General features: G+C 56.0%; 16 protein-coding genes. 9 read left to right on the forward strand and 7 right to left on the reverse strand.

All coding sequences use genetic code 11. The features are described from left to right. Positions 1–8 precede the first annotated feature (8 nt). The 3 genes from gnd to dnaA form a co-directional block, all read right to left on the reverse strand. On the reverse strand, positions 9–905 hold the full coding sequence (gene gnd, locus FFT87_RS02320) for a phosphogluconate dehydrogenase (NAD(+)-dependent, decarboxylating) (protein WP_219949772.1): 897 nt from the start codon (positions 903–905) through the stop codon (positions 9–11). Positions 906–908: 3 nt separating this feature from the next. Next, positions 909–2,054: a DNA polymerase III subunit beta gene (gene dnaN / locus FFT87_RS02325; protein WP_219949773.1), complete on the reverse strand. Its 1,146-nt coding sequence runs from the start codon at positions 2,052–2,054 to the stop codon at positions 909–911. 326 nt (positions 2,055–2,380) lie between these two features. Then, positions 2,381–3,796 (reverse strand): chromosomal replication initiator protein DnaA, encoded by a 1,416-nt coding sequence (dnaA, locus tag FFT87_RS02330; RefSeq protein WP_219949774.1) that lies wholly within the window; start codon positions 3,794–3,796, stop codon positions 2,381–2,383. Positions 3,797–4,083: 287 nt separating this feature from the next. Here dnaA and rpmH point away from each other — a divergent pair, with 287 nt between their 5' ends. The 8 genes from rpmH (at position 4,084) to FFT87_RS02370 (ending at position 8,976) form a co-directional block, all read left to right on the forward strand. Continuing rightward, a complete protein-coding gene (gene rpmH, locus FFT87_RS02335) occupies positions 4,084–4,221 on the forward strand; it encodes a 50S ribosomal protein L34 (protein WP_010204566.1) in 138 nt (45 codons plus the stop codon). Positions 4,222–4,281: 60 nt separating this feature from the next. Continuing rightward, positions 4,282–4,572, forward strand: a complete 291-nt coding sequence (gene rnpA, locus FFT87_RS02340) for a ribonuclease P protein component (RefSeq protein ID WP_255560113.1) — start codon at positions 4,282–4,284, stop codon at positions 4,570–4,572. Further along, a complete protein-coding gene (yidD, locus tag FFT87_RS02345) occupies positions 4,569–4,880 on the forward strand; it encodes a membrane protein insertion efficiency factor YidD (protein WP_219949775.1) in 312 nt (103 codons plus the stop codon). The genes rnpA and yidD overlap by 4 nt, the downstream gene beginning before the upstream one ends. Positions 4,881–4,887: 7 nt before the next feature. Beyond that, entirely contained in the window at positions 4,888–5,865 is a 978-nt protein-coding gene (gene yidC, locus FFT87_RS02350; RefSeq protein ID WP_219949776.1) for a membrane protein insertase YidC, read from the forward strand. Then, positions 5,862–6,392, forward strand: coding sequence for a R3H domain-containing nucleic acid-binding protein (locus FFT87_RS02355; protein ID WP_219949777.1), 531 nt, complete (start codon positions 5,862–5,864; stop codon positions 6,390–6,392). The genes yidC and FFT87_RS02355 overlap by 4 nt, the downstream gene beginning before the upstream one ends. 14 nt (positions 6,393–6,406) lie before the next feature. Continuing rightward, the gene (rsmG, locus tag FFT87_RS02360; protein ID WP_219949778.1) at positions 6,407–7,042 is read left to right on the forward strand and encodes a 16S rRNA (guanine(527)-N(7))-methyltransferase RsmG; all 636 of its coding nucleotides are present in this window, start codon (positions 6,407–6,409) and stop codon (positions 7,040–7,042) included. 66 nt (positions 7,043–7,108) lie between these two features. Then, positions 7,109–8,026 carry a ParA family protein gene (locus FFT87_RS02365; RefSeq protein ID WP_304612870.1) on the forward strand — a complete coding sequence of 306 codons (918 nt, stop codon included), beginning with the start codon at positions 7,109–7,111 and terminating at the stop codon, positions 8,024–8,026. After that, complete coding sequence (locus tag FFT87_RS02370) at positions 8,026–8,976, forward strand: ParB/RepB/Spo0J family partition protein (protein ID WP_219949779.1); 951 nt, start codon at positions 8,026–8,028, stop codon at positions 8,974–8,976. Before FFT87_RS02365 ends, FFT87_RS02370 begins: the two co-directional genes overlap by 1 nt. Positions 8,977–9,668: 692 nt before the next feature. On the opposite strand, the gene FFT87_RS02375 is transcribed toward FFT87_RS02370, so the two are convergent. Next, a complete protein-coding gene (locus FFT87_RS02375; RefSeq protein WP_219949780.1) occupies positions 9,669–10,622 on the reverse strand; it encodes a D-alanine--D-alanine ligase in 954 nt (317 codons plus the stop codon). Between the two features lie 6 nt (positions 10,623–10,628). Further along, positions 10,629–11,933, reverse strand: coding sequence for a PLP-dependent aminotransferase family protein (locus tag FFT87_RS02380; protein ID WP_219949781.1), 1,305 nt, complete (start codon positions 11,931–11,933; stop codon positions 10,629–10,631). 238 nt (positions 11,934–12,171) lie between these two features. On the opposite strand from FFT87_RS02380, the gene FFT87_RS02385 reads away from it, so the two are divergent. Then, positions 12,172–13,116 carry an oxidoreductase gene (locus tag FFT87_RS02385; RefSeq protein ID WP_219949782.1) on the forward strand — a complete coding sequence of 315 codons (945 nt, stop codon included), beginning with the start codon at positions 12,172–12,174 and terminating at the stop codon, positions 13,114–13,116. Between the two features lie 34 nt (positions 13,117–13,150). Here FFT87_RS02385 and trxA read toward each other — a convergent pair whose 3' ends face one another. Then, the gene (gene trxA, locus FFT87_RS02390; protein ID WP_219949783.1) at positions 13,151–13,477 is read right to left on the reverse strand and encodes a thioredoxin; all 327 of its coding nucleotides are present in this window, start codon (positions 13,475–13,477) and stop codon (positions 13,151–13,153) included. A 40-nt stretch (positions 13,478–13,517) separates the two neighbouring features. Next, positions 13,518–14,507 carry a thioredoxin-disulfide reductase gene (gene trxB, locus FFT87_RS02395; RefSeq protein ID WP_219949784.1) on the reverse strand — a complete coding sequence of 330 codons (990 nt, stop codon included), beginning with the start codon at positions 14,505–14,507 and terminating at the stop codon, positions 13,518–13,520.

Here is a 14,507-nt window from a genome sequence, read left to right on the forward strand (position 1 = left end):
ACGAAGACTTAGCTCTTGCGGACGCTATGCCCGCCGAACTGATTACGGAGAGCAGCGACCGCCTTCATCGAAGGAGAATCTTCTTGGCGAGAAACAAACCGAGCAAAAATTGCGGCACTAATCGTAGGGACGGCGACAGCTTGGTTCAAAGCCTCATGCACTGTCCAACGGCCCTCACCCGAGTCCTCGACGTAACCGGCAATATTCGCGAAATCAGGATCTTCTTCCAGAGCCTTAACTAACAGCTCAAGCAACCATGAACGCACGACCGTGCCTCGTTGCCACGCCTTAAACGATCCGGGAACATCTTTTACGAGATCCTTACGGCTATCGAGTAGCTCGAAACCTTCAGCCCAGGCTTGCATCAGCGCATATTCGATACCGTTATGCACCATTTTGACGTAATGCCCAGCTCCAACAGGGCCGGCATGCACGAAGCCTTCATCCCGTGGACCCTCCGGTCGCAATGCATCGAAAATCGGCATAGCGCGCTCGATATCGGATGCTTCACCGCCGGCCATCAGACCGTAACCGTTTTCAAGTCCCCAGATTCCTCCGGAAACACCGACATCCACAAACGAAATTTTGAGCGGAGCGAGAAGGTCACGATGAATTTCATCATCGGTAAATCGGCTATTTCCGCCATCAATGACGAGGTCACCAGGCTCGAGTAATGCCGACACTTCTGTAATTACAGAATCGGTAATGGGTCCTGAAGGAACCATTACCCACACGATCCGCGGCGCTGGAACTGCGTCGACGAGATCGGAGAGCGTGGCAACGTCACTGACATCGGGATTCGGGTCATATCCGGTGACTGTCAGTCCCCCAGCTCGCATGCGCTCACGCATGTTCCCGCCCATTTTTCCGAGCCCAATAATGCCGATGTGTTTCGTTTCTTCCATGAGCTATCTCAGCAGCAGGTTGGGCTGCAACAAGTACTTGTAGTTGTCGCTACCCGGTTGGTCCTTAGATGACTGGCTCGTAATAAGCACAGGCCCAGGCTTGTTCGGATTCTCGGTCTTCGTAAACGAGATGCGCACAAATTCCGAATGCACCGAACTTAATCCATCAATCAAAAATTGCGGCTTGAGAGAAACAACGGTGTCGTCGCCGGTCAAGAACGCATCGATGGTTTCGGATGCTTGGGCTTGTTCCGAGCCGATTGCCTCAAGGGTGACGCCCTCGGTCGTAAACGTGAACCGAAGTGCTGCCTCGCGTTCGAGAACCAGCGACACCCGGCGAACAGCTTCGATGAGTTCCGCGGTATTCATTACCGCGAAGTTATCCACAGTCTCGGGAAAAAGTCGGCGAACGGGCGGGAAGTTTCCCTTGATCAAAAGAGACGTCACCGTTTTATTATCCGCCTGGAACGCGATTAGCTCACGTTCATCAGTGCTCGTGATAGCCACGGAAATTTCACCGCTGTTGCCGAAGGTCTTTCCGACTTCAACCAACGTCTTGGCGGGAACGAGCGCAGTGGCAGATTCGACACCGGACTCACCGGCATCCCATTCGATGTCTCGAACCGCAACGCGGTAGCGGTCAGTGGCGACCAAAGAGATGTTGTTTTGGGAGACTTCCAACTGGACTCCGGTGATTACCGGGGTGACATCATCACGAGATGCAGCAACTGCAACCTGCGCAATAGCAGCCGAGAAGAGATCCGCTTTGAGCGTTCCTACACGGTCAGAAATCTGAGGAAGAGTTGGATACTCCTCCACGGGCATGCTCGATAACGTGAAGTGTCCAGTGCCACAGGCAACAGTGATCTTGTTGTCTTCCGTACTGAAGCGCACGGGAGCGTTGGGAAGTCGACTCGCGATTTCGGCTAAAAGCTTGCCCGAAACGAGTACTCGTCCAGGCTCATCGACCTCAGCTTTGATCTGAGTTCGAGCAGATACTTCGTAGTCGAACGACGAAAGGGTGAGGCCATCGTCAGTCGCCTCGATCAGCACTCCACTCAAAATCGGCAGCGTGGTGCGCTGGGGCAGCAGTTTTACCGCAAACGAAACTGCCTCGCTGAAGACATCACGATTGACCTGAAACTTCATGAACCACCCCTAACCGGATCGTGCTCTGGCCGTTAATACTGGCACAGCGAATTGACTTGCGAACAACAGGTTATTTGGGATTCAAATTTCATTCTTTAAAGGTCACACTCTTAACCGTTGTGGATTCTGTGAATAACTCGTCAGATTTCTTGTAACTACGGGAAACTACAACGGTGTGAGTTGTTGATGAGCGGTGGAAAATTGTCGAGTCTTGACGTGAAACTCGAATGACAAGATTTTGTGATTCCACAGAAAGCTTTCGTCGACCAACAATCTTTCCGGCGAGTTGGGAAGGTTATCCCCAAGTTATCCCCAAGTAGGAAAACCTATTTTTGGCTGAATCGCTGGTTCTGTTTGATGCGGCTGGTCAGCTCGGTTACCTGGTTATAGATCGATCGACGCTCTTTCATGAGCTCAGTGATCTTCTTATTGGCGTACATCACCGTGGTGTGATCTCTGTTGCCGAACAGCTGACCAATCTTTGGCAGCGACAAATTGGTCATCTCACGACAGAGATACATCGCGATCTGACGTGCTGTGGCGATCGCTTGCGACCGTGAAGAGCCATACAAATCGTCCACGCTGAGCTTGAAGTAGTCAGCGGTGTGGTTGATTATGTCGACCGGTGCGATGACGTTGTCTTCGTCGAGGGTGATGAGGTCTTTCAGCACTGTTTGAACAAGAGCCATATCGACTTCGGTGCGATTGAGACTGGCAAACGCGGTGACGCGGATGAGGGTGCCTTCGAGTTCGCGGATATTCGATGACACCTTCGACGCCATAAATTCGAGAATGTCGTTGCCAACTTGCATTTTTTCGCTCTGGGCCTTTTTACGCAGAATGGCAATTCGCGTTTCAAGGTCAGGTGCCTGAACATCAGTGATGAGGCCCCATTCGAAGCGAGAACGCATCCGATCCTCAAACCCAGTGAGGTGCTTTGGAGGCAGGTCGCTGGTGATCACTACTTGCTTGTTGTGATCGTGCAGGGTGTTGAAGGTGTGGAAGAAAGCCTCTTGGGTGGAGTCTTTCCCTTGAAGAAACTGGATGTCGTCGATGAGCAAGATGTCTATTTCGCGATATCGAGATTGGAAGACCGAGGCGCGGTTGTTGGCAATCGAGTTGATGAAGTCGTTAGTAAATTCCTCGGAACTTACATAGCGAACGCGAATTCCGGGGTAAAGGCTCTCGGCATAGTGGCCGATGGCATGAAGAAGGTGTGTCTTTCCGAGTCCGGAGCCACCGTAAATGAACAGTGGGTTGTATGCCTTCGCTGGCGCTTCGGCAACGGCAACTGCGGCTGCATGTGCGAATCGATTCGAACCGCCGATCACGAAGTTATCGAAGCTGTATTTGGGATTGAGCCGTGAATCGCTTCTGCGAGATGAAGACTGTTCGATCGGTGCTGGAGGCGTCGGCTCGATGTATGGCTGTTCTGTGCGGGAAACTTCTTGTGAAAGTGCGTCCTGCTGAATTTCGGGGTTCACGACTGTCGCGAAGTTATTGATGCCGTCTTCGCTGCTCAGTGCGCCGATCGCATCGAGCAGTGGTTGACGAAGGCGCTGTTCAAGCATTCCCCGGGTGAGCTCATTGGGAACCTCGAGATAGAGGGTGCCGGCCATCACACCCTTCGGCTCAACCAAGCTCATAAACCCTTGAAGCTGCGGAGTAATCCGCTCATCTCCATCGAGGTGCGCGAGAACTGCTTGCCACAGCCCTTTAGTAGGGTCGGGTGTTTCCGACATTCTTTCCCCATCCCTTGGTACTTTTTACTCACAGGCTTATCCACTGTTGTGCACAGCTATTCTCGCTGATTTACTGGACTTCTGAAGCCGTTGTCCACTGGCTCTCACCTTAGTTGTCCACAGCATGTCGTTACCAATAAGGATGTATTCTGTGTGGATAATGCGCTGTTGATCGGAGTGCGGTTTGACCGCACCCGTTTAACGCCGTAGTTTTAATCAGTTGACTTCCGGCCCTTGGGCCTACTAATTCTTCCCGGCCGCCAGAGCTGGGCCTTGGAGATATAGCTATGAGCAAGAGAACTTTCCAGCCAAACAACCGTCGCCGCGCGAAGGTTCACGGTTTCCGTTTGCGTATGCGCACCCGTGCGGGTCGTGCCATCCTTGGCGCTCGTCGTCGCAAGGGACGCACCGAACTCTCCGCTTAGTCCTGTCCGGTGCTGTCTAAGGCGAACCGCGTAACGCATCCGAACGATTTTCGTTTGGCCGTGCGTCGTGGACGCCGCTATTCAGCACCGCACTGCGTTATTCACATTGTGAGTAACGAGCGATCTACTGGCGTGCGCTTTGGCTTTATTGTCTCCAAAGCAGTGGGAAATGCGGTTGTTCGCAATAGCGTTCGGCGCAGGCTACGCGCGGCAGCTGCTCAATTACTCCCCACTGTCCCTGGAGACTCGGACATCGTGGTTCGTGCATTAGCAGGTTCTGCGCAAGTTCAGTGCACTACGCTTCAGGCGGAGATCGCAGAAGGGATTGATCGAATCATGGTTAAGTCATGAGGTCATTCCTGACGTTTCTGCTGTTGTTCCCGCGAAACGTTTGCGTTCTTATTTTGCGCGTGTACCGCGCGATCATCTCCCCTCTCTATGGTGATGTCTGCCGCTATTATCCTTCGTGTTCTTACTACACGCTTCAGGCTATTCAACAACACGGATTTTTTCGTGGAGTGTGGCTTGGCACCCGCCGGCTTGCTCGTTGCCACCCGTGGGCGGCAGGTGGCATCGATGATATTCCGGCTCGACGTCACGAACGTTTTCAGATCACCAGGTTCGGCTTCGTTGTAGCCGCAAGCCACGAAAGGGGCTAACCACCGCATGGATTTCTTCGCTTTCTTCAGCACACTTTTGTGGCCGATTAAATGGGTGATTGAGGCAATCCTCGTCGCATTCCATACTCTGCTGAGTGCGCTCGGTATGGATGCGAATGCCGGTCTTACCTGGGTGCTCTCGATCGTAGGACTCGTGCTCGTGGTTCGCGCGGCACTAATTCCTGTCTTCGTGCGCCAGATTAAGAGTCAACGCCGCATGATGGAGGTTGCTCCTCAACTCAAGAAGATCCAGGACAAGTACAAAGGCAAGAAGGATCAGTTCTCTCGCGAGGCTATGTCTCGCGAGACGATGGCGATGTACAAGAATGCGGGTACTAACCCCTTTAGCTCTTGTCTCCCTCTTTTACTCCAGATGCCGATCTTCTTTGGGCTCTTCTCTGTTCTCCGTGAAGCACAACTCGAAGACCGCAGTGCCGGAGTTGGTTTTCTCAATGCCGATCTTTCAGAGTCATTCGGCACGTCGTCGCTTTTCGATATAGCTCCGCTGCATCTGGCAATTAGTACTGCCGAAGGCAATGTCGCGGTGATCGTTACCGCGGTCATCATGGTCATCCTGATGACTGGTTCACAGTTCATTACTCAGCTTCAAATCATGTCGAAGAACCAATCGGCTGAGATGAAAGCTAGCCCCATGTACCGCCAGCAGCGGATCATGTTGTACCTACTCCCCCTCGTCTTCGCCTTCTCAGGTTTCACCTTCCCTCTCGGCGTGATGTTCTACTGGCTGGTCTCGAACTTCTGGACCATGGGTCAGCAGTTCCTCGTTATCCGCAATATGCCCACGCCAGGCAGTGAGGCCGCCCTCGCTCGTGAAGCGCGTTTGGCGAAACGCAACCAGCGCAAGGGAATCATCGAGGAAACTCCGGAATCTGGAGCCATCGTCATTGAAGAACCTCAGAAGCCTCAGCGCGAACAGCCCGTAAGTAAGAACCGTGCAAAGAAGAAGCAGGGAAAGAAGAAATGACAAACGTTTCTGACACAGACACCACAGCAGTCGAGACTCCTGCTGTTGACGATCGCGCAGACCGCACCTCGGCACAGCTGGAGGAAGAGGGCGATATTGCGGCGGACTACATTGAAGAGCTCCTCGACATTGCAGATCTGGATGGAGACATCGAAATTGATGCTCGTGCAGGTCGCGCTTATATCTCTGTGACATCGAGCGAAGATACGAACCTTCGTGTTTTAGCTCGCCCGGATACCGTCACCGCCTTGCAAGAGTTGACGCGCATTGCTGTACAGAATAAGACCGGAGAGTTTTCCCGATTGATTCTGGACATTGGAGGCTCACGAGAGGCACGGGCGGCCGAGCTCTCGAAGCTCGTAGATACCGCAGTGGCCCGCATCGACGCCGGCGCTGACTCGGCGGCACTCCCCCCAATGTCGTCGTATGAGCGCAAGCTGGTACACGATGTTGTCGCGGAGCGCGGTTTCGTTTCGCAGTCGAACGGCGAAGGCCGCGACCGCCACACTGTCATTACTCGCGCGTAGTTTCACGTGAAACATTGACCGAAGAATTGGTGCTCGAGCGCGAGCCGGAGGTCGCCGTACAGTTATTTGGCGATCGGGTCGACCTTGCTCGGCAGTACATCCAGAGCCTCGCTCTTCGTGGAGAAGAGTTGGGTCTGATTGGCCCGCTTGAGCTTCCGCGGCTGTGGTCTCGGCACATCATCAACTGTGCACTCGTCGCTCCCCTGCTTCGGCCCGGTCTCGTTGGCGATATCGGGAGTGGTGCGGGTCTTCCGGGTATCGTCTTGGCGATTGCTCGTCCAGATGTGCAGTTCGTTCTTATTGAGCCCATGGAACGTCGTGTTGATTGGCTTCGCGCCGAATCCGCTCGTCTTGGGCTCGCCAATGTCATCGTCGATCGATCGCGCTCTCAGGATGCTCCATACTCAGAACAGCTGACTCAAATCACGGCGCGAGCTGTGACGGCACTCTCGAAGCTGATTCCGACGACTGAGCACCTCCTCGCTCCAGGCGGAGAAATGGTCTTCATGAAAGGTGCGCGGATAGACGAAGAGATCGAAGCTGCGTCCAAGGCCATTCGTAAAGCAGGGTTACGCGACGTTGAGTCTCTCGTCCTTGGTGAGGGAATTACTCCGGAGATCACGAGGGTCTTTCGGGCTAGAGTGGACTGATTCGATTGCGCTCCTAGTTATCGCATCTTCTCCCCCTTTTCAGCTCCATCAGAGAGAAAGTTTCACGTGAAACATCCCGAACGCGAAGTCAACGAACAGAGCAAGTCGTTCGATGAAACAACGCCGCTGGCGCGGGAGATTGCGGAACTTACTCGGCGTCGCCGAGCGGTGGCTGATGCAGCATTGCCACTCCCACCGCGTCCGCGAGTGTTCACTGTCGCCAATCAAAAGGGCGGTGTCGGCAAGACGACATCAACGGTCAACCTTGCCGCTGCTCTGGCACGCACGGGAGCGCGCGTATTGGTTATTGACCTAGACCCGCAGGGAAACGCCTCCACTGCACTTGGTGTAGAACACCGCTCAGAAACACCGAGTGTCTACGATGTGATTATCGGCGACGTGCCAATGGCTGATGTGGTGCAGAAGAGCCCAGAGTTTGCGGCGCTCTATTGTGTTCCGGCCACGATTCATCTTGCCGGCGCCGAGATCGAACTAGTGTCTTTGGTTGCTCGAGAGCAACGTTTGCGTTCTGCGCTCGATCAGTTTCTCCTCGACTCCCCCGATTCGTACCACTACGTTTTCATCGATTGCCCGCCGTCGCTGGGGCTCTTGACCATAAATGCCTTCGTTGCTGCTCAGGAGGTGCTCATTCCTATTCAGTGTGAGTACTATGCGCTCGAAGGGTTGAGCCAGTTGCTCAACAACATCAAGCTCATCGAACGCCATCTCAATCCGAAGCTTCGGGTCTCTACGATCCTGATGACGATGTACGACTCCCGAACGAATCTTGCCAACCAAGTGGTTGACGACGTTCGGGAACATTTTCCCAATCAGGTTCTCACCACAGTGATCCCACGATCAGTACGAATCTCTGAGGCACCAAGCTACGGCCAGAGTGTCATCAGTTACGACCAGAACTCCCCCGGCTCGCTCTCATATCTTGAGGCGGCAGCGGAGATTGCACACCGAGGAGCACCCCAATAATGGCAGCACCCAAGCGCACCGGACTCGGGCGAGGTATTGGCGCTCTAATTCCTGCATCGGATGAGAACGAGCAACGGCCGGTTGATGTCTTCTTTCCCACTGGCGAGGCTCCGACAGAGAAACTTCGTTCGGTTCCTGGTGCGCGCCTAGCGAGCCTCTCCCCTCTCGACATCGTCCCCAACTCACGTCAGCCACGTACCGAGTTTCGCGAAGAAGAGCTGTCGGAACTCATCGTCTCGATCAGAGAAGTTGGCGTACTTCAGCCTATTGTTGTGCGCCTGCTGGCGGGGGCCGTGGAGGGTGAGCCCCAGTACGAACTCATCATGGGTGAGCGACGACTTCGAGCGAGCAAGCATCTTGGACTTGCCACGATTCCTGCGGTTATCAAAAGCACCGCGGACGAAGACATGCTTCGCGATGCTCTCTTGGAGAATCTCCACCGCGCAAACCTCAACCCGCTCGAAGAGGCGTCGGCCTATCAGCAACTGTTAGCGGACTTCGGCATCACCCAGGAGCAGCTTGCAGAGCGAATTGGTCGTTCTCGCCCCCAAATTACTAACACATTGCGTCTTTTGAGGCTTCCAGAAAGCGTTCAGCGCCGCGTTGCTGCTGGAGTTCTGACCGCTGGGCACGCTCGAGCGCTCCTATCGCTTCCTGACGCCGCCGGAATGGAGCGCTTGGCGGACAAAATCGTCAACGAAGAGCTTTCAGTGCGCGCTGCTGAGGCCGCGGCTGGGTCCCTTTCGACCAAACCCCCTCGTGTTAAGCCTTCGCGGGGAAAGAAGCAGGGCCCTCTCGACGAAATAGCGGAGCGTCTCGCTGATCGCCTCAACACTCGAGTCAAGGTGACTTTGGGTGCGAGTAAGGGGCAAGTAGTAATCGACTTTGCGACTGTTGCAGATCTCAATCGAATTCTCGAAGAACTCGGCGATACTGGCTTCAACCGCTAGTTCGTTCCGTGGTGAGGCGTTCTGTGGTGCCGCATTCTGACGAGTTGTGTTTGCACGACGACCCGCTGGCGCGCGAAGCAGTCGGCTCTATCTTGCGTCCTTAATCTGGCGTGATTTCTCGGTCCTCACCGAGTTCGTATTCCTGCCGGATCAACGCCTCCCCGCCTTTCGTGCGCTGACCGCTGACCGCTGACCGCTGACCGCTCACCGCTCACCGCTCACCGCTCACCGCTCACCGCTGACCGCTGACCGCTGACCGCTGACCGCTGACCGCAGACCGGTGCCCCCTTCTCCCGCGACTCGTGTGACCAAGTGCTCCGGGCGCGTTGGGGCGTTCTTGACGCGACAGCTGTACCGCGTCCACCCGCTTCCGCCCGTCAGCCCGAGTGCCCGAGTGATGCGGGGGTCATTCTCGACACCTTATCCCGGCGGCACACCGAAGGTTCGCTTGGCCCGAATCGGGGCGCGGTACGAAGAGTGTACTGATGCCGGAACACAGTGAAGTTCTACATGGTCGCGCACAATGCCAGTTCTCTCCGCCGAGTTTCATCGCCATAAGGAGTCCGGCTCTATGTTTCACGTGAAACTATGTGGCGCGAGCAAGTTTTGGTGCCAATGTTTCACGTGAAACCAAGAAGTTGGAATTTCGCGAGAACGCCGGTAGCGAGCTGTGCTGCTGGCGAGGACAGTTGTTATGGACCTTCGATTGCCGCGTCGGCGAGAGCGGCATAAACCCAACCTAAGTCGTGTCCTGCAGCAATGAGCGCTTGGGGCAGAATCGACGTTTCTGTAAGGCCGGGAAGCACGTTTGCTTCAAGGAACCAAGGCGTTCCGGCGCCGTCGAGAATGAGGTCTACGCGGGAAAGGTGTCGAAGCCCCAGAGCAGAATGGGCGGCCAGAGCCGCTTCTGCCGCGCGGTCGGCGTGTTCCCGGGCGATTCTTGCAGGCGTGTAAAAGCGCGTCTGACCAGCATTATAGCGAGCCTCGAAAGTGTAGGCACCCGTCACAGGCTCAATTTCAACAGCGGGAAGCGCAACAGGTCCCATGCCGCTGTCGAGCACGCCAATGGCAATTTCGACTCCGGTGATTCGTTGCTCGACAAGGGCAACATCACAGTAGTTGTACGCATTGACCATGGCTCGAGGAAGGTCTGCACGATCGGTGACTATCGACACACCTTGTGCTGATCCGCCCTGTGCCGGCTTCACAACCAACTCCCCCGACAGCTCATCGGCGAGCTCGTCAAGAATGCTGTGCGCGCCTAGCTCGCGAAACGAGTCGCGAGAGAGCGCAATCGACAATGGCGTACGGACATCTACGCGCGAAACCAAAGCCTTCGCGGTTGGTTTGTCCCAGGCGAGTCGGGCGGCATCGGCCCGCGAACCGACGTAGGGAACGCCGATGAGGTCGAGGAGACCGCGCAATGCGCCGTCTTCTCCGCTAGCACCGTGCAGCGCTGGCCACACCACATCTGGTTTGTTCTCGCGGAGGTACGGAAGCAGGCCAGCATCCGGGTCACGCAGCTCAACTTGTTTGCCCTGAGCACGCAGTCCATCGGCTACCCGGCGGCCAGAACGCAGCGAAACATCACGTTCGTGGGAAATTCCGCCGGCAAGAACCAGTACGCGGGTGGGTGAAGCGTTCATGGTGTCCTAGCTGAGGTTGGCTGGAGGGTTAATCATTGATGGTGCAGGCGGCGCGATCGTGAGTGGCGCAGTCTGGGAGAACGTGTTGAGCAACTCGAGCTCACCATTTACTACCGTAGACAGACGGCGAATGCCCTCACGGATGAAATCTGGAGTCGGGTAGCAGAAGGAGAGTCGCATATTGCTGCGGCCGTTACCGTCCGCATAGAACGCGGTTCCTGGCGTGTAAGCGACCAGTTCCTTTACAGCGCGCGGCAACATTGACTTTGAATCGAGGTTGTCGGGAAGCGTCACCCAGATGTAAAAGCCGCCATTGGGGACCGTCCACGTTAAATCGGGGAGGTAGTTATCGAGGGCGTCGAGCATTGCGTCGCGTCTTTCACGGTAAACACCGCGGAACGTGTCGATCTGCCCCTTCCAGTCGGCAACAGTCATGTACTCGCTGATGATGTTCTGGGTGAACGAACTCGGGGAAAGTACGGCGGCCTCATTCGCTAAAATGAGTTTTTCTCTTATGGCATGCGGTGCGAGAACCCAACCCACTCGAAATCCAGGGGCCAGGGTCTTCGAGAAGGTGCCGAGGTAAACAACGCCATCCTCTTCGACTGAGCGCATCGCATGCGGTGGAGGACCATCAAAGTAGAGCAGCCCGTAGGGGTTATCTTCGAGCACCAAAATGCCGTTTTCACGCGCAATCTCCAGCACCTCGAGACGGCGCTGCCAACTGAGGGTTACACCAGCGGGATTGCTGAACGTGGGAACCGTGTACAGAAACTTGATGGTCTTGCCTGCAGCGCGCAGTGAGGCAATATGAGCGCGCAGTGAGTCAGGAATCAGGCCAAACTCATCCATCTCCACGTGGGTAATCTCGGCTTGGAACGATTTGAAAACGACCATTGCCGTTACATAGCTTGGACCCTCGGCAACAACGACGTCACCAGGATTGATGAAAAGCTTCGTCACGAGCTCCAGTGCATGCTGCGACCCTGTGGTGACGACGACGTCATCCACGCTTGCACGGATGCCTTCAAGGGCCATAACCTCAAGGATTTGCTCGCGGAGTGCAGGCAGCCCCTGCCCAGACCCATACTGCAGCGCAGCGGGGCCGCGGTCGCGCATTACTCGATCGATGGATTCGGTGATGAGTTCCTGAGGCAGCGCCGAGACGTACGGCATTCCCCCGGCGAGCGAAACGACCTCTGGCCGTGAGGCCACGGCAAACAACGCTCGAACTTCAGAGACCGCGAGCCCGGAGGCGCGGTCAGCGTAGTGGTCGAACCACTGGTCGAGGTTGTTTGGCTGTGTTGTCATGGGCAGTCCCGTTCGGTTGGCTTTAAACAATAGGCGCTTGGCGCCGGGGACCATAAATCGAGCAAAAAATTACAACCGAAGCGGCGAGCGAGCGATCCAGTGCGGCGCTCCGAACACCTTTTACGTGCGCCCGCCGGATACTCGTGGTTCCCTCATAGGTTCTTGCGGCATTGTGGGTCCGAAACAGTCTCACGGCCGCACTTTACGCCAGCATCCGACGATCAGAATGAGGTCACCAATGAACGCTCGCGCCACCTGGACAGAACGCGAGATTGGAGACCTCGGCGGAAAGGTTGCGATCGTCACCGGCGCTAACTCCGGGCTCGGTTTCGAAACGAGCCGTGCCCTTCTCAAAGCAGGGGCCCATGTCGTGATGACGATGCGCACCACGGAGAAAGCGGACGCCGCACACAAAGCCTTGAGCGACGAACTAGGCCCGGTCTCTCTGGAGACCATGCTGCTCGACCTCGCCGACCTCGAGTCCATCAGGCGATTTGGGGAGATGTTTCACGGGAAACATTCACAGCTTGACCTGCTGGTTAACAACGCCGGAATCATGATGACGGATGCCCAACTCACCATCGATGGTTTCGAATCGCAGCTCGGCACGAACCACCTGGGACACTTCGCGCTCACCGGACATCTGATGGACATCATTGCGGCCACTCCTGGTGCCCGCGTCGTGACTCTCTCAAGCTTGGCGCATCGTTGGGGTTTTATGGAGTTTGGCAACCTCATGTTTCAGAACGGGTCGTACACCCCTCGAGCGGCGTACGGTCGATCCAAATTGGCCAATCTTCTGTTCACCTATGAGCTCCAACGCCGATTTGAGGCTGCGGGAGTCGACGCAATGTCGGTTGCAGCGCATCCGGGAACTGCGGGCACGGGCTTGGCTGACCATCTCTTCAACCGCTGGTACCTTCAGCCCCTTAAATCTTTAGTCTTTTTGGGCATTCAGACACCCAAGCAGGGCTCGCGGCCTTCCCTGCGCGCGGCAACTGATCCCACCGCTGTAGGTGGGGACTTTTTTGGTCCCTCAGGGCGCAAGGAGTACCGCGGCGCTCCTGTGCGAGTGGCATCGAACGCCGCATCGCACTCTGAGATCGATGCAACAAAGCTGTGGACAGAATCCGAACGCCTTACCGGCGTTAAATACGAAAACCTCCGCACATCCACCAAATAGTGGACGTGCGGAGGCCGTCGAATTCAGACCAGCTTTAGGCCAAGAACTCCGCGAGATCTGACTCAAGGGCGGGCTTCGGCTTTGCGCCGATAACAGTCTTGACGACCTCTCCACCGCGGAATACCTTCATCGCCGGGATGGACGTGATCTGGTACTTCATCGCCATCTGGGGGTTGTCGTCAACGTTGAGCTTGACGATCTTGATCTTGTCGGCGTGCTCGCTAGCGATCTGATCGAGGATCGGACCAACCTGACGACAGGGACCACACCACTCGGCCCAAAAGTCCACCATGATGGTGTCTTCTGAGTTGAGGACGAGCTCCTCGAAGTTTGCGTCGGTGACTTCTGTTGCTGCTGACATCGTGTATTTCCTTTGTTCGTGGGAGTGAATAGAAGAGTGACTAAGCGGGGACGCTTACGGCGACGGCCTCTTCGGTCGTGGGCTGCACGGCGCTAGCGACGAGCTCGCGCGGCAGTGATGCGAGGTAGTGCTCCGCATCGAGAGCGGCAACGGTGCCGGAACCGGCGGCCGTTACTGCTTGACGGTAGGTGGGGTCGATAACATCGCCGGCGGCAAAGACGCCAGTGATGTTGGTGCGAGAGGAACGGCCATCCACAGCCACTGTTCCGTCGGCATTGATGTCGAGCTGACCGTGCACGAGGTGGGTGCGGGGGTCGGCGCCGATAGCGATGAACAGCCCGCTCACGTCGAGGTGCGAGGTGGCACCGGTGACAGTGTCGGTCAAGTCGACTCCGTCGACAAGCTCGGAACCGGTAATGCCGGTTACCGAAGAATTCCAGATGAACTCGATCTTGGGATCGCTGAACGCACGTTCCTGCATCGCCTTTGAGGCCCGCAATTCGTCCTTACGGTGAATGACATAAACCTTGTCGGCAAACTTCGTCAGGAACGTAGCCTCCTCCATGGCGGAGTCGCCACCGCCGACAACCGCAATTGTCTTCTTGCGGAAGAAGAAGCCGTCGCAGGTAGCACACCAGGAGACTCCGTAGCCGCTAAGGCGTTCCTCATCTGGGAGTCCAAGCTTGCGATAGGCAGAACCGGTCGCAAAGACGACAGCGAGTGCTTCGTGCACTTCGCCGTTGCCGAGGGTGACTCTCTTGATCTGCCCATCGAGCTGCAAGTCTGTGACATCGTCAAGAACGATCTCGGCACCGAACCGCTCAGCCTGCTTTTGCATTTCGACCATGAGGTCGGGGCCTTGGATTCCTGCGGCGAAACCGGGGTAGTTCTCGATTTCGGTGGTCTTCATTAGCTCGCCACCTGCCTCGACTGAACTAGCAATCACCAGCGGCGCGAGGTTAGCGCGCGCCGCATAGATTGCAGCGGTATAGCCGGCTGGGCCGGATCCGATGATGATGAGTTGGCGCAC

It is taken from the genome of Salinibacterium sp. M195 (assembly GCF_019443965.1).
Classification (GTDB): domain Bacteria; phylum Actinomycetota; class Actinomycetes; order Actinomycetales; family Microbacteriaceae; genus Rhodoglobus.